The sequence below is a fragment of the Olivibacter sp. EAT-5 genome, assembly GCF_044784325.1.
Taxonomy (GTDB): domain Bacteria; phylum Bacteroidota; class Bacteroidia; order Sphingobacteriales; family Sphingobacteriaceae; genus Olivibacter; species Olivibacter oleidegradans.
Genome location: NZ_CP173028.1, coordinates 336,771 through 358,913 on the forward strand (window position 1 = coordinate 336,771; position 22,143 = coordinate 358,913).

At 42.1% G+C, this 22,143-nt stretch carries 15 protein-coding genes and 1 tRNA gene; 2 read left to right on the forward strand and 14 right to left on the reverse strand.

The genetic code is table 11. The annotated features are described in order from the left end of the window. Positions 1-138 precede the first annotated feature (138 nt). The 11 genes from ACH11B_RS01615 to ACH11B_RS01665 all read right to left on the reverse strand — a co-directional run bounded on the left by ACH11B_RS01615 (position 139) and on the right by ACH11B_RS01665 (position 13,949). A complete protein-coding gene (locus ACH11B_RS01615; protein ID WP_404274005.1) occupies positions 139-2,619 on the reverse strand; it encodes a multicopper oxidase domain-containing protein in 2,481 nt (826 codons plus the stop codon). A 35-nt stretch (positions 2,620-2,654) separates the two neighbouring features. Then, positions 2,655-4,745 (reverse strand): copper-translocating P-type ATPase, encoded by a 2,091-nt coding sequence (locus tag ACH11B_RS01620; RefSeq protein ID WP_377612088.1) that lies wholly within the window; start codon positions 4,743-4,745, stop codon positions 2,655-2,657. Between the two features lie 26 nt (positions 4,746-4,771). Beyond that, positions 4,772-5,248 carry a heme-binding domain-containing protein gene (locus ACH11B_RS01625; protein ID WP_377612090.1) on the reverse strand — a complete coding sequence of 159 codons (477 nt, stop codon included), beginning with the start codon at positions 5,246-5,248 and terminating at the stop codon, positions 4,772-4,774. A 79-nt stretch (positions 5,249-5,327) separates the two neighbouring features. Continuing rightward, positions 5,328-6,536, reverse strand: a complete 1,209-nt coding sequence (locus tag ACH11B_RS01630) for an efflux RND transporter periplasmic adaptor subunit (RefSeq protein WP_377612092.1) — start codon at positions 6,534-6,536, stop codon at positions 5,328-5,330. A 1-nt stretch (position 6,537) separates the two neighbouring features. Then, entirely contained in the window at positions 6,538-7,767 is a 1,230-nt protein-coding gene (locus ACH11B_RS01635) for an efflux RND transporter periplasmic adaptor subunit (RefSeq protein ID WP_377612094.1), read from the reverse strand. Beyond that, positions 7,745-9,031 carry a TolC family protein gene (locus tag ACH11B_RS01640; protein ID WP_377612096.1) on the reverse strand — a complete coding sequence of 429 codons (1,287 nt, stop codon included), beginning with the start codon at positions 9,029-9,031 and terminating at the stop codon, positions 7,745-7,747. The genes ACH11B_RS01635 and ACH11B_RS01640 overlap by 23 nt, the downstream gene beginning before the upstream one ends. Continuing rightward, positions 8,982-10,916, reverse strand: coding sequence for an efflux RND transporter permease subunit (locus tag ACH11B_RS01645; protein ID WP_377612098.1), 1,935 nt, complete (start codon positions 10,914-10,916; stop codon positions 8,982-8,984). The genes ACH11B_RS01640 and ACH11B_RS01645 overlap by 50 nt, the downstream gene beginning before the upstream one ends. Positions 10,917-11,018: 102 nt before the next feature. After that, positions 11,019-12,317 (reverse strand): efflux RND transporter permease subunit, encoded by a 1,299-nt coding sequence (locus ACH11B_RS01650; RefSeq protein WP_377612100.1) that lies wholly within the window; start codon positions 12,315-12,317, stop codon positions 11,019-11,021. Positions 12,318-12,418: 101 nt separating this feature from the next. Beyond that, entirely contained in the window at positions 12,419-13,036 is a 618-nt protein-coding gene (locus tag ACH11B_RS01655; RefSeq protein ID WP_377612102.1) for a DUF3347 domain-containing protein, read from the reverse strand. An 18-nt stretch (positions 13,037-13,054) separates the two neighbouring features. Further along, positions 13,055-13,444 (reverse strand): heavy-metal-associated domain-containing protein, encoded by a 390-nt coding sequence (locus ACH11B_RS01660; protein WP_377612104.1) that lies wholly within the window; start codon positions 13,442-13,444, stop codon positions 13,055-13,057. A 103-nt stretch (positions 13,445-13,547) separates the two neighbouring features. Next, the gene (locus ACH11B_RS01665; RefSeq protein WP_377612106.1) at positions 13,548-13,949 is read right to left on the reverse strand and encodes an HYC_CC_PP family protein; all 402 of its coding nucleotides are present in this window, start codon (positions 13,947-13,949) and stop codon (positions 13,548-13,550) included. Positions 13,950-14,099: 150 nt separating this feature from the next. On the opposite strand from ACH11B_RS01665, the gene ACH11B_RS01670 reads away from it, so the two are divergent. Together ACH11B_RS01670 and ACH11B_RS01675 are read left to right on the forward strand one after the other, a co-directional pair. Continuing rightward, the gene (locus ACH11B_RS01670; protein ID WP_377612108.1) at positions 14,100-14,312 is read left to right on the forward strand and encodes a hypothetical protein; all 213 of its coding nucleotides are present in this window, start codon (positions 14,100-14,102) and stop codon (positions 14,310-14,312) included. Positions 14,313-14,338: 26 nt separating this feature from the next. After that, entirely contained in the window at positions 14,339-15,901 is a 1,563-nt protein-coding gene (locus tag ACH11B_RS01675; RefSeq protein WP_377612135.1) for a recombinase family protein, read from the forward strand. Here the strand turns inward: ACH11B_RS01675 and ACH11B_RS01680 are convergent. The 3 genes from ACH11B_RS01680 to treZ all read right to left on the reverse strand — a co-directional run bounded on the left by ACH11B_RS01680 (position 15,864) and on the right by treZ (position 22,134). Beyond that, positions 15,864-15,935: transfer RNA gene (locus ACH11B_RS01680), tRNA-Glu, on the reverse strand. The two genes, ACH11B_RS01675 and ACH11B_RS01680, sit on opposite strands and share 38 nt — an antisense overlap. A 141-nt stretch (positions 15,936-16,076) precedes the next feature. Beyond that, positions 16,077-20,303, reverse strand: a complete 4,227-nt coding sequence (treY, locus tag ACH11B_RS01685) for a malto-oligosyltrehalose synthase (RefSeq protein ID WP_377612110.1) — start codon at positions 20,301-20,303, stop codon at positions 16,077-16,079. 1 nt (position 20,304) lies between these two features. Next, the gene (gene treZ, locus ACH11B_RS01690) at positions 20,305-22,134 is read right to left on the reverse strand and encodes a malto-oligosyltrehalose trehalohydrolase (protein WP_377612112.1); all 1,830 of its coding nucleotides are present in this window, start codon (positions 22,132-22,134) and stop codon (positions 20,305-20,307) included. Between the last annotated feature and the right edge of the window lie 9 nt (positions 22,135-22,143).

A 22,143-nucleotide genomic window follows, 5' to 3' on the forward strand; every position in this document is an offset into this window, starting at 1 on the left:
ATTCTGATATTACAAAGGTAGACAAGGTCGTGGCCCGACTCTTTACATGATTCCGAGAAAAGCTTACATAATTTTTTAACTAAAAGTGTGATGCCTTCTGTTTGGAGGCATCACATGAAATAATCACTGTACTAAAAACTAAAATCTTACCAATAAGCCTCCTCCCCAACGGTACCTTGAGTCATATCCCGCTGAAAGGGATAGCTTTTTCGCGAGCATATATTCAAGGTCTAAATGGTATTCTTTATCGGTATTCACACGCCAATTAAAGAACATCTTGGGAAGTAGCCATTGTTCGCCTTCAAGCTCACCCCGTACACGTCCCTTCATGTTTACACTTACATCTGCTTCAATAAAAAATGGTAACGTATACCTAAAACCGAGCACCGGCAGTTCATAATCCTGCTCAAAAATTTGTTTACCGTTAAATACGTTATAGTATTTCTGCTGTAACCCGCGAAAACCAATATAGGGCCTTAACCAATCATTCAGGTACCGTTCATATGACACTTCTGCTTCGTACTGTCCTTCGTAATTGGCATTTGCTTCCAGACGAAAAGCATTTCGGGAGTTGAAATAATTTGCCTGCAATTCACTCATGTGGCTTTTGGCGGCAAGGCTTCCGTAAAGGAACCACTGCCGATCTTCCTTAAATAAATTCTTCAGCGGGGCATTAGCCAATGCGGTGTCACGTTCGCTTCCTTCATAATGGACAATGCGTGCCATACCGCTCATCATATGGTACAGGATATGACAATGAAAGAACCAGTCCTTTTCCTCGTCCGCAGCAAACTCAATGGTTACGCTGGTCATTGGCGGAACGTCTACTGTATGTTTAAGAGGAGAATAATCTCCATTTTTATTCAGCACCCTGAAGAAGTGGCCATGCAAATGCATAGGGTGATTCATCATCGTAGTGTTCTCCAAGGTGAACTGTACAACTTCTCCCTTTTTTATGTTGATCATATCGGCTTCGGAAAGCACTTTTTTATTGATCGACCACACGTAGCGGTACATATTGCCCGTCAGTGTAAGATGATAATTCTTTTTTGGACGCACAGGATCAAAGGTAGTTTTCTCCAATGCCCTCAACATATCGTAGTTAAACACCACCTCTGCCGTTGAATCCGGTCCCACCTGATGGCCGGTCATTTCGCCATGCATAGAATGATCTACTTTTTCGCTGGGCTGGGCTTCTTTCATATGCTGCCCATGTGCCGTATGATCGGTGCTGTCCTGTTCCATTTTCATTTTCCCCATATCCTTGCTCCCCATCTTGTGCCCACTGTGGTCCTGTTTTTGTAAGGAATCCTTCCTATTCATTTCGTCATCCATCTTCATGTCATGACCGGAATCTTGGTTATCGTTGGGAGACTGTTTTTCCTGTGAAACTTTTTTTGGAGTCTTGTTTTTTTCTTCCATACCGCCCATATCCATGCCTTCCGTATCCATATTTTCCATTGATCCATGATCCATGCCTTTCATTTTCATACGTCCCGGAAAGTTTACGGTCATATCCATCATCATTTTGTCCATATCCCATACATCTGGTTTGGGAATGTTCCCAGCCTTAAATTTCTCGCCTGAGCCGATATAAACGGAGGTAGAGCCGGAAACATCCTGGGGAGTTGCGCGCAATTCGTATGCGCCATCAGATGGTACCGTAATGAGGAAATCGTATGTTTCTGCTGTTCCGATCAATATTCTATCAATGGAAATAGGCGTAACATCCAAGCCGTCTGCGGCTATAAGGCGTATTTTTCCTCCTCCATAATTCAGATAAAAATAAGTGGAAGAGGAACCATTGATCACCCTTACCCGAAGACGGTCGCCCGGCTTATATTGCGACAGATCAATGGAACGTTTTCCGTTTACCAGAAAGGCATCGTAATAGACATCGGACAGATCCATCGCAGGCATCCTTGTCCAGGCACTTTTTACCCTTTGAAAATAAGACCCGTGCGAAATCAGTTTATCAAGGCTTTGCGCATAACCCTTTCTGATGGTATACCACTCACTTGCGGGATCGTTACGTCGGAGTGTGCGGTGAACTTCCGAAGGATTTTCATTCGTCCAGTCCGACAATAGTAGAACTACATCGTGATCAATGGGATGTGTATCCTTTCTGGGGTGTATTAAAATAGGCCCATATAACCCACTCTGTTCCTGTAGCATCGTATGGGAGTGGTACCAATAGGTACCGCTCTGTTTTAAAGGGAAGACAAATTTCCGAACGCCACCCGGTTTTATGGGTGGGGTGGTAAGATAAGGAACACCGTCTTCGATATTGGGTAATAATAGACCGTGCCAGTGCGTGGAGGTCTCGTGATGATGTAGCCTATTATGAACAAAAATAACAGCTGTATCACCCTCGGTGAATTCAAGCGTCGGTGCCGGAATCTGCCCGTTTACTGCAATTGCCTTTACTTCTTTATTGTTTGCGTAATTGACCGTTGTATCGCTCACATAAAGATGATAGGTAACCGTTTTTCCCCGACCTTCCGCCATTTCCATTTTATGGGGCGGCAGATCGTCAACCGTGTTTTTATTAGGATGCGTATGCTGCGCCGAGACCATAGTAGCAAATGCTAATTGAAAGCCTACCAATATTATTTTCATTATATTTTTACTTTTCATGATCTTAATCCTTTATTTCAGTTTCCTACTTTTAATAGACTGGCATTGATAGCAACAACGACGGTACTCACAGTCATCAGAATGGCTCCAACGGCAGGGCTCAAAAGAATCCCCTCTCCGTAAAGTATACCAGCAGCCAAGGGTAAGGCGATAACGTTGTACCCGGTGGCCCATGCCAGGTTCTGAATCATTTTACGATAGGTAGCTTTTCCAAAAAGTATCAGGTTAACGACATCTTTTGGGTTACTGTTTACCAATACAATACCGGCCGTTTCCGCCGCTATATCGGATCCTGAGCCAACGGCAATACCCACATCTGCCTGAGCAAGTGCGGGTGCATCATTGACACCATCACCAGTCATCGCCACATACTCTCCTCTTGTTTGCAGTTCCTTGATTTTTTCTAGTTTCTGATGTGGCAAAACTTCAGCAAAGAAGCTATTCATACCGAGTTTTTCAGCGACAGATGCGGCTACTTTATTATTGTCTCCTGTTAACAGGATGGATTTAATATCGTGATCTTGTAATTTACGAATAGCATCAGCAGATTCGGGGCGTATAATATCGGCCAATGCAATATGGCCGATCGGTACCTCATCAATTAGTACAAACACGACTGTGGATGATTCATCCGACTCCTGTTCGCTGGGCAAATCCAGTTTATTTTCTTTAAGGTAACCTGGACTAACTACCTTTATGTGTTTTCCCTCCACATCAGCTTCCACTCCTTTACCGGTAATAGCGTTGAAATTCTGTGTTTTTGGGATATCGATTTGAAGGTCTTTTACTTTTTGGATAATACCTGTAGCGATGGGATGTTCTGAATTTTGTTCTAAAGCCGAAGCAAATCGTAGTATTGCATGCTCATTCAGGTCGCTTTGATAGCTAACGACCTTTGATACCTCAAATTTACCTACTGTTAATGTCCCTGTCTTGTCGAATACCAACGTTGTTATCTTACGGGCATTCTCAAAGGCTGTACGATTTTTGATCAACAAACCATTTTTAGCGGATTGAGCAGTCGATTTGGCAACTACTAGGGGAACCGCTAGACCAAGTGCATGAGGACAGCAGATGACAATCACGGTGACCATACGCTCGATGGAAAAGGCCAAATCTTTCCCTCCTGCAAAATACCAGTAAGAGAAAGTTATGATACCTGCTAAGATAGCGATCAAGGTAAGCCATCTGGCAGCACTATTGGCCAAGAGCTGCGTTTTGGATTTCGAATGCTGTGCGTCCTGAACAAGTTGAATCACTTGGGATAAATAAGATTGTTCTGCCCCATGTGCGACTGAAATCCTGATGGCTCCGTTTCCGTTAATGGATCCGGCTATTACCTCATTTCCTTTCCGCTTCTGCACGGGTTTCGATTCACCTGTAAGCATACTTTCATTTAAAGAACTTTCACCCTCTATTATCCTACCATCTGCGGCAACTTTCTCTCCAGGTTTGATCAGTATGACATCGCCTTTTTTCAGATCAGCAGTTTTGATGTCATTGACCTGGTCACCCGTTATCAGATGCGCTTCGTCCGGCATCAGTTGTACAAGCAATTCAAGCTCCCTGGAGGCACCGGCGATGGATTTCATTTCGATCCAATGCCCCAACAGCATAATCAGGATCAAAGTTGCCAGCTCCCAGAAAAAGTCCATCCCCGCTAATCCGAATACCGTTGCAACACTATATCCATAGGCAACTGTGATGGCAAAACCAATCAGGGTCATCATGCCCGGATCTTTACTGCGCATTTCATCCGTCCACCCTTTAAGGAAAGGCCATCCACCGTAAAAGAATACTATTGACGAAAGTGCTGCCAGAACGTATCGATCTCCCGGGAATTCGACATGAATGTCCAACCATTGCTGGATCATGTGAGATAGCACGAGTATCGGAACGGTAAGTATAAGAACTACATAAAAACGCTTACGGAAATCAACGATCATCATGGCATGATGGTCGTGTCCTGCATGTCCCATGGGCGGATTGTGTGCGTGTTGTGTTCCGTTGCCGTGCTTTGGCTGCGCTACCTGTCCATGTGTATCATGACTATGGTCATGATGGCTGTGACGAGTGTGCTCGTTTCCTTGAGAATGAGAATGTTCCATAACTGATAGTTTATTTCGTTTATACTTTACAATTTAGCATTGATCTTGTTTCGTGTTCCCCTAGACCAATTGATCAGAAGATCAACTTCCTCCTTCGTTAATCTTGCGTCCCGGTGAATCAGCGTGTACGACTTTAGCGGCATAGCTCCATCCTTCAATTGACTTTCGACAGATCGAAGCTTATTGTATTGTTTCTTTAGTGGATATGACCCGAATTCATCGAAATTAAGTTCCTCTTTTCCCTGAATGACATGGCTTTCCATAAATTTGGCAAAGGGCTGGACATTACTGTACCACGGATATTCCGTACGGTTACTATGACAGTCAAAGCATGCCTTTTTTAACACGGCATCTACCCTCTGAGGAACATTATATATAAAGGTAATTGCATTTGTACCAGCTGCTCCATTATTCCTTTCCTTTTTTGGAATAAATTGTATGATCACTACGGCCAACAGTACACAAACTCCAATGACGACTACCGATTTGCTTAATCTGTTCATAAGAATATTTACTTAAAGTTAAATATTTTCGCTGCTGCCGCCATTTTTTTCTCGTTTATTATAAAACATAATAAAGTGGCTAAGCCTCCTGTAAAGGATGTTTTCCTTTTTTCAATACATACTCGCTATATAATAAATAAGCTCCCGTAACGACCAATTTAACACCCGATTTTAGCCCCGACCTAATTTCAACTTTATCGAAGGATTCCAATCCAGTGGTTACTTTTCTCGGTTCAAAGCGTTCTTCATCTAAGGCAACCCATACATGTCGGCTATCGCCATCATTGATAACGGCATTTATAGGAATTGATAAATATTCGGACGATGATTTTTTGGCGAGAATAATATTGGCTTGCATCCCGGGTTGCCAACGATTATCAGGATTGGCAATGCTTCCGCGAATCTGCAAAATTTGCTCGCTGCTTGCGAGGTTTGGCGTAATAAACTGAAGGGTCATATCCTGCGGATCATTTTCCCAGCCGGCAACAATTACTTTTAGTTTTTGTCCTTCCTTTATTTCACCAATTTCAGAAGGATATACATCTGCTTCGACCCATAAATTATTATAGTTTTCTAATTGTAGCAAAGTCGAGCCTTCCGATACGTACTGACCTTCGGTAACAGAAATCTCCGACACCTTGCCGCTTTGCGGTGCATAATACATAATGTAAGGATCTGTCTTTTTTGTATCCGCAAGGTGTTTGATTTGCGTTTCGGATTGGCCATATAGAATTAGCTTCTGCTTAGAAGCTTTCAGGATGTCCTGAAATCGTCTATCCTTACTGAATTGCGTAGCTTGTGCAACGGCCAATAGGTATTCCTCTTGTAGGGTCAGTAAGTCTTCCGAATAAATTTTATAAAGTGCCTGTCCTTTTCCGACCGGTATACCGGTTTCTTTTATATAAAGTTCCTCGATCCTTCCGGCAACCCTGCTACTTATAAATGTAGTCTGTTCGGGATTTACAACGAGCTTTCCATTTAAATAACTGTTATCTTCAAATCCTTCAGCCCCGATTATAATTGTAGTGATGTTAGCCAGTACCTGTTGATCCTTGCTGAGGGTTAGGCCTTTGTCTTTGTTGTTTTTGTCGAATGGAACCAAGTCCATACCACATATTGGACAGGTCCCTGGTTTATTCTGAACGATCTGGGGATGCATTGGACAGGTATAAGTTTTAACTGAAACGTTCCCTTCCGCATCTTTCTTTTTTTTTGAGCATGCAGTAATTATAATGGACGGCGATACAACCGTGAACAGTACTGACTTCAAAAAAGTTATTCTTTTCATATTAACTGTCTTTTTGGGTTATGATGAAACTTTCACTATCTACGAGATAATAAGCGTTTTCCGCGACGGACCAATGGCTGATGTTATCTAATATTTGAACTTGTTCATTTACAGTGACCCCGCTTTTAACTTCCGTAGGAACAAAAACGTCTCCCTGCTTTTTGAACACGATGGATCTACTGCCTAGTTTTAATACAGCCTGTTTGGGAAGCCACCAACCATTTGTTGTAGTTGTTGGAATTTTTCCGCGTAGTAACTCGCCTGCACGCAGGCTGGTAGTTGCTCCATAAACCCTTGCCAGTGTGAAATTTTCTCCGGCCCGGTAGGTAGGTTCGAGCAGCTCGATTTTATCAAAATAACTTTTAGCCGGGTTTGAAGTGCTATTGTAGAGTATTTTAGCATTTAGTTTGACCATGGGAGCCAGCCTGGGTGAAATGGAAAATTCTGCAATCAGATCCTTGTTGGTATAAATATTGAACAATCCCTGACCCACGCTGATGTATTGTCCTTCCCGTAGCATTATTGGGCTGGTGGTGGTTTTTGCCGTTGAAGGTTCATTCGTGCTACCTTGAGACATGGCATCTCCCCCCGACATACCCCCCATGCCGTCTTCCGTGCCGGGAGTCGAAACTACCGCCGTAACAGGAGCAGGGGTGGTGCCTTTTTCCAAGATGTAGCCGTCAACAGGGCTATAAATGGAAACCTTGTAGTTTGGTCGGCCTGTTTGCAATATGCTGTTAATCTGCTGCTGTGTCAAACCGAGAAAACGAAGCTTGTTGATTGCCTTATTGTACAATTGCTGATTTGTATCCTTACTTTCACTCAAAAGCAATATTTCACGTTGTGCCGAAACTAGCTCAGGTGAGTATATTTGCATGATCAATTGGCCGCGCCTAACAGGTTGATAGTTATACTTTATATATAGCTTTTCTATTCTTCCTCCAACACGGGCGCTGATCGATGTATTATTCCTGTTATCAAACGTCACTTTACCGGGAACTTCAACCATAAAAACCTGTATGCCGCTATCGGCAGTAATTGTCGATATGTTGGCTTTTATCCGCTCATTTACCGGCTTTAATAACGATTGAAGAGCGGTATCGATAGGAGACTCGCCATGCCGATCATGTCCTTTATCTGGAACCTTATCCGATTTGCCATGCCGGCAACCAACAATCAGAGCCGCTAGGCAAAAAAACACCATACTGCTATTTATAAAGTTCTTTCTCATAATCTACAATCATTTTGTACAGTTTAAGTTTTTCGTCCAATAACGAATTTCTCATCATTGTTACAGCTTCCCAGTCATTGATTACCACGGTGATCTCCTGTTTATTTTCTTGGTAGGCCTGAAAATTTGCATCAAGTGCACGGTTCAACGATGGAATTACTTTTTCTTCGATAGCGCTGATCTGCTTCTGCATATTTTGTATTTCGTACTGCATTCCATATAGCATCCCCTGACTTTCCACCAACATGCCGGTTCTTTCTTTTTGCATTGCCTGTACATTCAGTTCCATCGCTTTTACTTCGTTTTTGTACATTTTACTGCTCCAGGGAGCTATTGGTATACTGACCATTCCCATTATACTATAAGCGTTCGGCATCATTTTTCCCAGCGGAGACATATGGTCAAACCGGATTTTAAAATCCGGTTTTGACTCCTTTTTCATAGATTGTATGTTCAGTCGCATACTTTCTATATCCGCATCCATTTTAGTAATATCCTTTCTTCTTGTGGCCAGAATGGAAGTGTCCAAACTTGCCTGAGGCGTAAATACCGGAAAAAAAGTTGTGTCAACGGCAAACAAGGTATTTCCCGGCTGGTTCATTAAGCTATTGAGCCATGCACGGGCTTTGGCAATTTCCCCTTCCTGCATACGGATCATGTTCTCAGTGTCTTCAATGCGTGCATCTGCTTTAAATACGCTACCTAGGGAAGACCTGTTATATTCATAGCGAATACCTTCTATTTCCTTCATGGTTTTTATCAATACTACATTTTCTCTGAGTATATTGATACGCTTTTCGGCGATTAACCAGCTATAATAAAGCATTTTAGCCTGTGCATATAATTCGTTGAGCTTAACTTTTCTTGATTCAAGTTCCGACCTTCCCTGTGAGGCAATGAAATCCCGTTTTCCCCTTAGTTTTGATGGGTTTGGAATATCCTGTTCAAATTGAAGCATAAGCGATCCTTTATCGCTATCCGACATAATTTCCTGCCCCGGATATGGTGTCATAAACGTTCCCACACCAACCATTGGAGCCATCCATGAAGTGGCCGCCTTTGCGCTATACTGAAATCCTTCCGCTTTCAACGAATAAGATTTCAGCTGCTCATTTTGCTCATCAATGCGTTTCAGTATAGTATCTAACCGTAGCACAGATGTGTCTTGCCCGTAAGTGAAAACAGGATATAAAACGAGGATAAATAGTAATTTCTTAATGGTTTGCATCGTATATTTCCAATTTTCCGTATTTACGTAATTCATATTCTTTTGTCATCAGGAATATCAACGGAGTGACTAATAGGATATGCGTAGAAGATGTCAGCACCCCTCCAATCATCGGAAGTACAATAGGTTGCATAACATCGATCCCTACACCATTTGCCCATAGTACAGGCACTAAACCGAACAACGCGACACTTACCGTCATTAATTTTGGTCTGAGGCGTTTTGCGGCACCATGTACTACATATTCCCTTAAATCTTCTTTGGTTATGGTATCGCTACTGTTGCCTTTCAGTTTGACCAATTGCTGCATGGCATCGTTAAGATAGATTACCATGACGATACCTGTTTCTACTGCAATCCCGAACAGGGCTATAAATCCCACTGCTACGGCTACGGAAAGATTGACTCCCCAGAAATAAATCATATAAGCGCCACCGATCAGTGCGAACGGTATCGTCACAAGGCTTAGAAACGCCTCCCGTAGCGAATGAAAGGCAAAATATAAGGCGAAAAATATAATCACGAACACAATGGGTGCAATCCATAACAGTGTTTGCTGCCCCCTGATCAGATTTTCGTACTGTCCGCTCCATTCAAGGAAATAGCCGTCCGGCATTAATCCCTGACTGCCGTTGATTTTGTCAATAGCTTCCTTAACCGTACTTCCCAGATCCCTGTCACGAACATTGAACATTACTGCACCCCGCAGCAGCGCATTGTCGGACGTGATCATAGGAGGACCCGCTTCAAACTTGACGTTTGCAACAGAATTCAACGGAACCTCTCCGAATGACTGGCTCTTAAGAGGAATTCTTTCGATTTTTGCAATGCTGTTTCTATAATCCTGACTTAGTCTAACGTTTATGCTAAATCTCCGACGGCCTTCGATGGTCTGTCCGATAGGCGCACCTCCTAAGGCCGATTCGACGGTTTGATTAATATCATCGACGGTTAAACCGTAACGGCCCAGTGCTGATCGGTCAATATCTATATTCAGGTATTTTCCACCTGTAATAGGCTCTACGTATAAATCCTGTACACCCGGAATCCCCTCCAGTGCGTTTTTGACACGTTCAGATACCGATGCTATGCTGTCCAATTGCTGCCCATAAACTTTAATCCCCACATCGGTACGGATTCCGGTCGCCAACATATTAATCCGGTTTATGATCGGTTGTGTCCAGCCGTTTACAACACCCGGAATCTGAAGCTTTTTATCCAATTCGTCAATGATATCCTGCTTCGTTATGCCGTCTCTCCACTGACTTTTAGGTTTGAGCATAATAATGGTCTCGATCATACTGATAGGAGAGTTATCCGTTGAAGTACTTGCCCTACCAGCCTTGCCGAGCACCTTTTCTACTTCTGGAACACTCTTAATGATTTTATCCTGGACCTGTAATATGCGTTTCGCTTCGCTGTTGCTTATATCTGGAAGCGTAACAGGCATGAAGAGGATGCTTTGTTCATCCAAAGGTGGCATAAACTCGGTACCCAAGTTCTTAAGTAATGGAATCGTTATTAAAAGAGCGATAACATTAATGGCTATAGTCGTTTTCCTCCATTTTAATACCTTCCGGATAATCGGTTCGTAGATTCTGCTGAGAAAACGGTTGACGGGATTTGCGTTATCTGGCCTGAACTTCCCTTTCATAAAAAAGGAGATCAACACAGGGGCCAGTGTAATAACCAAAAATGCATCAACAATCATGATGAAGGTTTTGGTGTAAGCTAATGGATGAAAAAGTTTTCCTTCCTGTCCAGTCAACATAAAAACAGGCAAAAACGAGGTTATAATGATAACGGTTGCAAAAAAGACGCCTCGACTGACCTGTTTGCTACTCTTTTCGATAACCTTTATTCTTTCTTCATCAGAAATCCATTGAGGTGATCTTTTGAATATATTTTTCAATTTTTTCATCTGTAAATAATTTTAATCCATTGATCAGATGGAGCTTACCATTTTTAAAATTTACATTCCCCTGTGTGATAAAAATGAAATTTTAAACATGGACGGTTCATCTTATATCTCGCTGGACTTTTTATTGGATGATTCCCACTGCACATATCGCTCTGACAAATGTTTATATGCATTTTCGCTCATGATAATACCATTATCTACAATGACGCCTATAGCTAGAGCGATACCGGTCAATGACATGATATTGGATGAAATTCCGAAAGCGTTGAGTAATATAAAGCTGACGGCCAATGTGATCGGTATCTGGATAATGATACTGAGGGCGCTTCTCCAGTGGAAAAGGAAGATGATCACCACTATGGAAACAACGATCATCTCTTCTATCAAGGTGCGTTTTATTGATTCGACCGACTCCTTTATCAACTCTCCGCGGTCATACACAATATCAAACTTGACACCTTCGGGGAGTCCTTTTGCAACCTCTTTCATTTTCAGCTTAATGCGATCGATCACTTCGGCGGCATTCTCGCCGTAACGCATAACAACAATTCCACCGACACGCTCGCCCTCTCCGTCCTGATCAAAAATACCCAATCGTGCCTCGCCGGTCATTTGTACCGTGCCAATATCCGATACTTTGATAGGATTTCCATTCTGGTTGGCAACTGGTATGTTTTCAATTTCTTCTATAGATTGCAGGTAACCGTTTGTTTTGATAATGTAGCCGATGTCGCTCATTTCGAATTTTCGTCCACCGCTTTCGTTATTGTTCGTTCGCACCGCATTGATCACGTCAGGTACAGATAATTTATAATAGAGCAGTCTGTTGGGATCAACTGTAACCTGGTATTGCTTCTGAAAACCACCGAAGGAAGCTATCTCACTTACTCCCTGAACATTTTGCAAAGCAAACTTAATGTACCAGTCCTGTACAGCTCGCTGTTCTCCAAGATCCAGTTTAGGTGCATCTAAGGTATACCATAAAATATGTCCCACACCCGTTCCATCCGGACCGAGCTGCGGGGCTGCACCTGTAGGTAAGGCACTGGAAACAGTACTCAGCCGTTCCAATACACGTTCACGTGCCCAGTAGATATCGACATCGTCGTCAAAAATGACATAAATAAAGCTCATACCGAACATTGAGCTTCCCCGAACGTATTTTATGCGGGGCAATCCCTGCAGGTTTGTAACCAGGGGATAAGTGATTTGGTCCTCGATCAATTGCGGAGCCCTTCCCATCCATTCGGTAAATACGATTACCTGATTTTCAGACAGATCTGGAATGGCATCAATGGGATTCTTTTTTACCGATATTACCCCCCAGACAAATATGCCCAGGCTTAACATCAGTACAATAAAACGGTTGTGTAACGACCACTCGATAACTTTATGTACCATATCGATAAAGTAATTTTGCTGCGGAAACTGATTTGTGAGTTAATTTATAATAAAGAAGCAGCGTGAAAGTAGCCCGTATACACTTACGGGCTAAACTAAAATTAATTGATAACTTCCTTCACAGATCCACATTTAAGCATTTTACTTCCGAAATATGGATTTCTTATCTCATTCGCTTCTGTAAGCCACATAGCTCCCTCATTATCGCTAGCCATCGGACAATGTGCATTGTAAAGTGTTCGTCCTGCTCCGAAGCCTTTAACCAGTGCGTATATGTCTTCGCTCATCATCACAAAATGCTCGCGTTGATGCTTGATATTGCCCACATTTTCCGCAATGTGTTCTGCGTGCTCCTTCAGATCAGCTTCATTTTGGTTATACAATGCTGCTTGTTCCGCCGTCAGGGCAGATTTATCTAATTGACCCATGACTGCGGCCATTGCTTCGCTGCCACTTGCGGCTTCTTTATCATCATCATTGGAGAGGGCCGTTTTTACATGGATATAATGATCGATGATCTGCTTGATGGATGAGGCCACTTTGGGATCCACGTCTGTAAAGCTGGCCTTGATTTCCTTAATATTTGCATTTCCGTCGGCTGTTTGATGTTCCGCGTTTTCCATGCTTTGGTGATTATCGGCTTCCTTTTCTGAGTTTGAATTACATGCCGCGAATGTGAAGGCTGCAATAGCCATCAGACCAAAAATTAGATTCTTCATTTTCAATAATTTTATTGTTTAGTGATTGTGTTGTTGTGGTTTTTCCTGTTGATGTCCTTTATGTCCGTCTTGAGATGTATCTTTGCGGTCGTATTGACAACATCCTGGCAGCTTATTATAGGCAGTATTCGGTGCAGAGATATCCTGTGTATCATGCCCGGCCTTAGCGATTTGCTTTTGCACATCTTTTTCGGACACTTTGCCTGCATTGAAAGCTAGGGCCATCATTTTTGTGTCGACATTCCAGTTTGCACTTTCTACGCCCTCGATGTTGGCGGCTTTTTCGATGCGTTTTTTGCACATTTCACAATTGCCGTAAACTTTAAAAGATGTGTTTTTTTCCTGACCGTATACAGCGGTACCAATGATAGCCATACTAGCTACTAGCATTAATCTGATAGATTTCATAATAAAAAGAATTAGATGTTTAAAAATCGTTATTAAGGGCATACAGAAATGCCATCCCGTTCGAGCCTCCGATGAGATCGAAAAAAAGAAGTGGAATTAAATACTAAATTCGGAAAACTTGGTTTTTGAGGTATAACAGTGTCCTGATCGCCGTGGGAGGCGAATTGCTTGTCGGATTCTCTTCTGTTACCGTTGGAACAGTTATGGAATCAGAAATATAATTCGGAATTTTCGGTAACAGGAAACTGATTTTTTGGAGTTCCAAAAAGATGTTCTCGGAACTTTTATGAAGTTTATCCAATTTTACCTGTTTATGCTCATCCTTGCAGCAATCACCTTTCTTTTCCGATTTCTTACTCATACCGCATACTTTACACGCATCGTCTTGGGCGTGCCATAAGGATGTGTCTATCAGTTTTTCCATGCAGTAATGCAAATGCATGGTAAAACCGGTAGATGTACCGAGATAGAAAAATGTCAATATGATAAGAAATATCTTTTTCACTGCACTGCAAAGTAAATAAAAAAATAAGATAAAAAATTACATAATTTCGTTGTTCTTTTACAGAATTTTGTTGCTAAATATCGCAAAGTTCTACCATCGAATCCGCTGGTCATTATTATTTTTAGCTACTACCTATTAGGTTGTGAATCGATGAAATACGTTTTTGGCACCATTGTCTTTTATAGATATAAAGATGATATGGCAAAAAGATTGTTAGAAAAAAGAAATATAACACCTGAGCACGCGGTAAAAATTTTAAGAAAAAATGGTGTTGAAGTCAACGAAGACCAATCAAAAATAATTTTGGATTTCTTGTATATTTTAGCTAAATTAACAATTAATCAATACTTTAGGAAAGATTAGCATATTCGTTTACTAAAAAAAATGCCATGACACCAACCTACCTTTATATTCGAGTAAGCACAGATGAACAGGCAAGACGGGGTTATTCTTTGAGAGAGCAGGAGGACAGACTCCTACAATATTGTACTTTGAACGGTATAGAAGTTTTAGGCATTATCCGTGAAGATCATTCTGCCAAAACATTTATCCGTCCAGAATGGAAAAAGCTGATGATAAAGCTAAAGAAAAAACGTAAAATGGCTGTTCAGATACTTTGTGTCAAATGGGATAGATTCAGCCGTAGTATAGAAGCCGCCTATGAAATGATCGGCGTGTTGAGATCATTAAATGCCACTGTTAACTCGATTGAGCAACCTGTGGATGTGTCTATTCCAGAGAACAAAATGATGCTTGCCATTTATTTGGCAGTTCCGGAAGTTGAAAATGACAGGAGGGCACTAAATGTTTTTTATGGAATGAGAAAGGCAAGACGGGAAGGAAGATGGATGGGAGCAGCCCCTTTGGGGTATATCAATAGGGTTACACCCGAGGGAAAGAAATATATAATGCCCAAACAACCAGAGGGCGCTATTATGAAATGGGTGTTTGAAGAGCTGGCGAAGGGAATTTATGTTGCAGAGCAAATTCGCAAAATGGCAAATGAAAAAGGATTAAAATGCGGGCATAACAATTTTTGGAAACTTATACGTAATCCGGTGTATTGTGGTGTTGTTATTGTTCCTCCTCACAAGGACGATGAAATAGACTTTGTGAAGGGGCAGCATCAACCAATAATATCGGAAGCACTCTTCTATAAGGTTCAGGATGTACTGAATGGCAATAAACGCTCGGTTGCGACAAAAGTGATTTCCAAAGAAATGTTACCGTTAAGAGGATTTCTTCAATGTCCTAATTGTAGCAGAATGTTAACCGGAAGTGCGTCAAAAGGACGTCATCGGCACTATTATTATTATCACTGTTCTTCCTCAGCTTGTGGCTGTAGATTTAAGGCAGAAGAAGTGAACAGATACTTTGAAAGGGAGTTGTTAAAGTACAAAATCATGCCCGAAACAGGAGAACTTTTCAAAATGGTTGTCCTGGACGAATATCATTCATCTAATCGCGAGGAACTAGATGAACGTGCCCTGTTGTTTAAAAAAATTGAAGAACAAGAGGCTATTTTATCTAATGCTAGAAAAAAATTAATGAAAGATGAAATCGATGGTAAGGATTTTAAGATCATTAAAATGGAGTGTAGTGAAGAACTAAAAAAACTGGAAGCACTATTGGCGGATCTCCCAAGCAAATCCCAGAATATAAAAATAATAAAAACCTTATTAGATGAAGTAGTAGAAATATACTCAAATATCGATAAACACTATATGGAGGCAGATATTGAAGGGAAGCGTAGAATTATTGGTTCGATGTACCCCGAAAATTTGTGCTTTGACGGAACCAAACATCGAACCGCCCGACTTAATGAAGCGCTATCGCTTATTTTACTGATCAACAACGAATTAGGTGCATTAAAAAAGGGGAAAGATTCGTTTAGTTTGAATCTTTCCCCTGAGGTAGCCCGTAGGGGAATCGAACCCCTGTTTCAAGAATGAAAATCTTGCGTCCTAACCCCTAGACGAACGGGCCATCATTGCTTTCTCCGTTTCGGGACTGCAAAAATACATCTAAGATTTATAATTCAAAAAAAAATTTAAATTATTTCCAAACCTTCGCAATAGCCCACTTATTATCAACGATTTATTTTTCTCCTGCCTAATATTTGCACGCTTACCGGGCGTATGTTTTAGCAAGTTCTCTGAGCCATTTAATATGCTTTAAGCGGAATTGATTGTCTAAAAGCCGCCACTTCCAATTTATTCCTGTTGTTGCCGGTGTATTCATTCTTGCCTCTTTGCCCAAGCCAAGCACATCTTGCATAGGGATAATAGCCAACTTAGCGACAGAGGCATAAGCCATTCTGATCATTTCTTCATGGATGTTAGCGCCCTTAACCTTATGACCTTGATAATACTGCAAGCGATCTTTTCCTGCTCGATCAAGCTCTTCCTGGTACCAGCCAACGACCGTGTTGTTATCGTGTGTGCCTGTATAAACAACACTGTTTATCGAATACTGATGAGGAATATGAAGCGAGTAAGGCGCATCCTCTCCAAAAGCGAACTGTAAAACCCGCATCCCCGGGAGACCAAGCCGGTCTCGCAGTTCGTAGACGCCTGGACTTATATCGCCCAAGTCTTCAGCTATTAACGCAACGGCTCCAAGCTTTTCTTTCACTAATTTAAAGAGTTTCTCACGTGGCCCAATTTTCCAAGTGCCCTCCACGGCATTTTCTTTAGATGCCGGGACTTCCCAATAATCATAGAAAGCTCTGAAATGATCTAAACGAATGGAATGATACCACTCGAGATTTTTTTTAAATCTGGTTAGCCACCAAGCATACTTCTCTTGCTCGTGGGCTTTCCAGTTAAAGGTTGGCATTCCCCATAGCTGTCCTTCGGCATTAAAGTAATCGGGAGGTACGCCGGCAACTCCGCGCAAGTTTCCGTTCTCGCCTAAATTAAACAGGTGCCGGTTGGTCCAAACATCAACTGAATCGTAATTAACATATATCGGAAGATCACCCAACAATTGGATTGACAATGCTTCGCATTGTGCTTTCAGAACTTTCCACTCGTTAAAAAATTCATATTGTTGCCATTTCAGCTCCAAGAGGTCCACCTTATACTTCTTTGCAAGATCAGCGAGGGTTTGTCTATCTCGTAATTTCAATTTATCGGGCCACTTATACCAAGGTTGTCCCTCTTGCTGTTTTTTCAGTAAGAGATACATTGCAAAATCATCTAACCAATCACGCTCAGTCCGCATGAAACGCTCAAAGCCTTCCTGATAGCTATTTCGCTTCCCTTCAATAAAGCGTAAAAATGCTGCATGAAGCAGCTTTTGTTTGCTTGCTGAAACTTCATCATACGAGACTTGGGAATGCATAGGTAGCCTTGCATCTGCCAATTCCTTAACCGTTAGTAAGCCTTTTTGAACCAATACTTCCGGGCTGATTAAAATCGGGTTCCCTGCAAATACCGAATAAGCGCTGTAAGGAGAATAATATTCCTTCGCTCCGGTAGGATTTAATGGAAGTAACTGCCAAAAGCGTTGGCCCGCACGCGAAAGCTGTGAAGCAAAGCGTTGAGCCTCTGGCCCTAAATCGCCTATACCGAACGCAGAGGGGAGAGAAGTGAGCGACAACAAAATGCCAGCGGCTCGCGTTTTCTCACTTCCATTTACATGCAAAACTGTTAGCGGCAAACGGTTCCTAAACAGATCAGCCAAATGCAGCGCCCGCTCTACTTGTCCATTTTCATTATTTAATACATCAACAAAATCGATGGGAATATCTTCAGGCCAGTCGATCCTGGTGTCTTTCCAGTTAATATCCTCAATTGGACAAGCTTGATCTATACATAACTCAGCGATATATAAAGGGATAATGGCAATACTCCATTGTTGGCCGAATCGACGACAAAAAGCTAGTATATGATTCCGATACCGCCCTCTAACCTTCAATGGCAAATAAAGTCCTTGCTCAAACAACTTAGCGTGCTGTGATCGATAATGGAGCAGCTTTACGATCATCGCCATTTTTATATTGCCATTGGGATGTTCGCGCCAATATGTGAGCAAATCAATATCTTTCTTCTCAATCGACTTTAAAAATCGGTAGCGTAGCTTGTAGTCAACCTTGCGTCTGTTGTCGGGATCAACAAAACTAAGGTCTTGGTATTCCGCACCTTGGTAAAAATCCGGGACTCCCGGAGCTGTTGTTTTTAACAATACCTGTCCCAGTGAATTAAGCATTCCATACCTATCCACTTCTTCCAATAGCGATGCCCATAGCGGCCATAAACCTGCTTCCTCATCGAGCATGGAAAGAGCAAAATTAATACACTTTTCTTCGTATTCCTGATCTGGTTCCGCCCAATCGCTATGCACTTTCCCTTCTCTTAGTGCCTTTTCCAGATAGGCTGATAACCTTGTAGGATAATCCTCACGTTCTTCTTCAATGAGTGGATAAGTCGCCAATAACGTTTGATAAATAAAATAGCGGTCATTCACTTCAGGAACGACGATCTGCCTTGACTTTACCGCATTCTCCAGATTCGATACCGTTGTCTGCCATTTTTTGGGCAAACAGCTCAATGCTTGCAGTCTAGCCCGCGCATCCTCTCCGCGCTTGGTATCATGCGTGGCTGTTCCGTTCATGGCCAGCGGCCAATGTCGCTGCCGTTCTTCCATCTCCATATGGAAAGCTTTCTTTGAAAACCCGAAAGTTGACAACGAACTCCCCACTTCATTGTGGCCGATAAAGCGGTTATACGTATACATCAGCGTATCTTCCACACCTTTTGCCATCAAAGGGCCGGAAAACTGCATGAGTCGTTGATAAAAATATAATAGCCGCTCGTTAAAACGTTTATTATTGTTTTTCGGCACTGTCAACAGGAGTTCTTCCAAAACGTCAAGCGCAGCAATGAGATTTGGCTTGTTAGCTCGAATAGCCTGAAAAAGTGCTTTTAATTGCTTTCTTTCGCTTGACTCTAATGGAAAGCTGTTACCATAAAATCTATAGACTGGACAAAAAATTAGGATGGAAGAGATCGCTTCTTTCAGCAGGGTAACATCAAGCGATTCGAGTTCCACATCCGATAAAAACTTAGACCGTCGAAAAAATTCAAATAGATTGGCGGCCTCACCCTGCATATGTTGGTGCAAAATATAAGACTTCTTTTCTATCGTCTGTTGACAAATATCATCGTTATGACGACCAACCACTTGGTTGTAAATTTTATTGAAAGCACGTTCCCTGTCTGCGGTGAAAAGTTTGTTTGAAAGGGCTAAATAATCGTAGCCGGAAGTCCCTTGGATAGGCCAGACGGCCGGAAGCTTCTCCTTATCTTCAAGAATCTTTTCAACAACAATGTATACCTCAGGTCCTACAAGCTTTCTTAAATCGTACAAATACTTTTCCGGATCGAAAAGTCCGTCAATATGGTCTACACGCAAGCCTTGAAAGCAGGCCTCGTCAACCATTTGTTTTATGAATTGATGTGTTAGCGTAAATACATCATCTCGTTGCACTTGTGTGCAGATCAAACTATTAACTGTAAAAAAACGACGATAATTAATTTTTAAATCCGTTTCCTCCCAGCTGCACAGGCGGTAGTATTGCTGCTCACATACCGCGATGAGTGCCTCCTGGTCATGATTTATCTGCTCAAGTAAACGTTTCAATCGGCTTTGCACTCCCGGCGCTTGCGTATATTTATTCCATTCATCCAAAAAGTTCAGCCATGATGTTTCGAACCCCGACGCACTCCCTTTTCTTGTTTGTTCTGCTTTATCCAAAGCACTTTTCGCTGATTTTGCTTCATTTGGACTGCGTTTGAGTAAACGATCCATTATTGCTCGATAGGCATTCAAGTTTACAGGATAAAGCTGATCATAGTAAGCTAACCATAATTTGCTTTTCTTCCATACCAATTTAATTTCCTTTTGATCGATGGCTTTTTCTAAAGTCGACCCTAAGAAGGGCACCATAATAGCTCCCTGAAAAAAAACATTACCGAGCCCGGTATCAAACACATTGGCAAAGGGCGAGTTAGTCCCCTTTTCCATAACATCCATTAGCCAAGTGTTTGCATCATGAAAAGCCATATGATTAGGAACAATATCTTGTATCCACGCAAGTCCATGCGCTTTACATTTTGCCGTGAGTGTTCGCAATTCATCGAGCGTTCCTATTTCCGGATTTACTGTAAGCGGGTTTATGACATCATATCCATGGGTACTTCCAGGCACCGCTTCGAAAATGGGAGATGCATAAAGACTTTTTACACCCAAAGCTTGCCAATAAGGAACTAATTGCAGTGCATCTTTGAAGGTAAATCCTTTATGGAACTGAACACGATAAGTAGCTACAGGATTAAAAACAGTATACATGTTATTTGCTTGTTTGGTAATAAATAGATGCGCTCTGCGGAGCTAAGTGCAAAATTGGTGGGCTTGGTATTACAAAATCGTTCTGGAAGAACCGGGAATCAGAAGTATCAAAAATTTTAGCACTGGGATATTGCAGAAAGTGATCCTTTCTTTCTTGGATCTTATCACTGAAATTAAAATAAAAAAATAACGACTCCCGATCGGACCATCGATTTAACAGCAAAACACCTGAATCGCTGCAGACCTCAACATTTATATGCTTACGGTCTAATCGATGCCATGCTTCGTATTTCTTTCTTAATTGAATTAATCGTTTATAAAAGGTAAAAATTTCCCGATGGTTCGATTCATCTAAGGCTGACCAGTTAAGTTTCGACTGTTCGTAGGTAGCCACGGCCATTGGATCAGGAGCATCTTCTTCGCCATGAAAGTCCTTAAATTCAGCACGTCTACCCTTTCTTACGGCCTCTGCAAGTTCTTCATCGGTATGACTGACGAAATATAGGAAAGGTTTTTTCTCCCCATATTCTTCCCCCATAAATAACATAGGAATATAAGGGGACGCCAACACAGCAGTAGCCATTACCTTCTGCAATCCCTCACTGTATAAGGCACTACTGCGTTCGCCCAACATACGATTGCCAATTTGATCATGATTTTGAGAAAAAACGACAAACTGACTTCCACTAGCTTCGGACGCTTTATTGCCGAATGTTTTTTTTCGATGAGGTGAATACGTCCCGTCATAAACATACCCATCGCGAAAAGACTTTGCCAAGTGAATTAGCGGTTCGAAATCGGCATAGTATCCGTTTCGGGGCTCGCCCACGGTAACTCTCAAGGCATGATGAAACTCATCGATCCATTGCGCATGCAGTCCATAACCGCCCTCGTTTACCGGAGTAATATAACGGACATCATTTAAATCGCACTCGCCGATAAGGTAATACGGCTTTCCACTGACGGCTGAAAGCTCATCCAGCTGTTCACGCATGGCTGCCAAAATATGCTTTGCTCCGTAATCCTTGATAGCATGTACGGCATCCAGTCGAAGTGCGTCAATATGAAAATCGCGAAACCACATCCGCATATTCTCAAGAATAAATTGCCGTACGCCATCGCAATAAGCATCATCCACATTGATGGCTTTTCCCCATGGCGTATGGTATTTATCGGTAAAAAAGGGCCCATATGATTCGAGATAATTCCCTTCCGGTCCGACATGGTTATAAACGACGTCTAGAATAACGGCTATCCCTTTGCGATGACAGGCGTCAACTAAGCGTTGCAAAGCGCGCGGCCCACCGTAACTTGCTTGGACAGCAAAAGGAAAGACACCGTCATAGCCCCAGTTTCTTTCACCGGGAAATTGGGCTACCGGCATGATCTCAATCGCGTTTACACCTAATTCAATTAAGTGATCAAGCTTGCCGACAACCCCGTCAAAAGTTCCATCAGAAGTAAACGTACCCACATGAAGCTCATAAATAAGATAGTCTTCCAATGCCAGGTTATGCCATTGTTGGTCTGACCAATTGCGTTTGCTTAGGTCGATAGCCTGAGAATACCCATGGACGCCCTGAGGCTGAAAACGAGAGGCAGGATCCGGCAAAGCGGATTCCTGATCTAAAGCTACCTTGTATAAGGTACCATCTTTTATTTTTTCGGTATTGGCAGACCAAAAACCAAAGCCGGCCTCCTTCAGGTCGATTACGTCACCATTTTCGACATGTACGCGGACTTCCTTACTACTCGGTGCCCATACTCCTATTGTGGTTTGACCGGTATGAATATCTACTCCAAAAGCATTAAAATTAAGTGATCGGCTCATAATATAATC

What these genes read in the sequence shown, in the direction of transcription:
- ACH11B_RS01615 (WP_404274005.1), bottom strand. Translation starts at nt 2,619, where the DNA reads ATGAAAATAATATTGGTAGGCTTTCAATTAGCATTTGCTACTATGGTC.
- ACH11B_RS01620 (WP_377612088.1), bottom strand. Translation starts at nt 4,745, where the DNA reads ATGGAACATTCTCATTCTCAAGGAAACGAGCACACTCGTCACAGCCAT.
- ACH11B_RS01625 (WP_377612090.1), bottom strand. Translation starts at nt 5,248, where the DNA reads ATGAACAGATTAAGCAAATCGGTAGTCGTCATTGGAGTTTGTGTACTG.
- ACH11B_RS01630 (WP_377612092.1), bottom strand. Translation starts at nt 6,536, where the DNA reads ATGAAAAGAATAACTTTTTTGAAGTCAGTACTGTTCACGGTTGTATCG.
- ACH11B_RS01635 (WP_377612094.1), bottom strand. Translation starts at nt 7,767, where the DNA reads ATGAGAAAGAACTTTATAAATAGCAGTATGGTGTTTTTTTGCCTAGCG.
- ACH11B_RS01640 (WP_377612096.1), bottom strand. Translation starts at nt 9,031, where the DNA reads ATGAATTACGTAAATACGGAAAATTGGAAATATACGATGCAAACCATT.
- ACH11B_RS01645 (WP_377612098.1), bottom strand. Translation starts at nt 10,916, where the DNA reads ATGAAAAAATTGAAAAATATATTCAAAAGATCACCTCAATGGATTTCT.
- ACH11B_RS01650 (WP_377612100.1), bottom strand. Translation starts at nt 12,317, where the DNA reads ATGGTACATAAAGTTATCGAGTGGTCGTTACACAACCGTTTTATTGTA.
- ACH11B_RS01655 (WP_377612102.1), bottom strand. Translation starts at nt 13,036, where the DNA reads ATGAAGAATCTAATTTTTGGTCTGATGGCTATTGCAGCCTTCACATTC.
- ACH11B_RS01660 (WP_377612104.1), bottom strand. Translation starts at nt 13,444, where the DNA reads ATGAAATCTATCAGATTAATGCTAGTAGCTAGTATGGCTATCATTGGT.
- ACH11B_RS01670 (WP_377612108.1), top strand. Translation starts at nt 14,100, where the DNA reads ATGAAATACGTTTTTGGCACCATTGTCTTTTATAGATATAAAGATGAT.
- ACH11B_RS01675 (WP_377612135.1), top strand. Translation starts at nt 14,339, where the DNA reads ATGACACCAACCTACCTTTATATTCGAGTAAGCACAGATGAACAGGCA.
- treY (WP_377612110.1), bottom strand. Translation starts at nt 20,303, where the DNA reads ATGTATACTGTTTTTAATCCTGTAGCTACTTATCGTGTTCAGTTCCAT.
- treZ (WP_377612112.1), bottom strand. Translation starts at nt 22,134, where the DNA reads ATGAGCCGATCACTTAATTTTAATGCTTTTGGAGTAGATATTCATACC.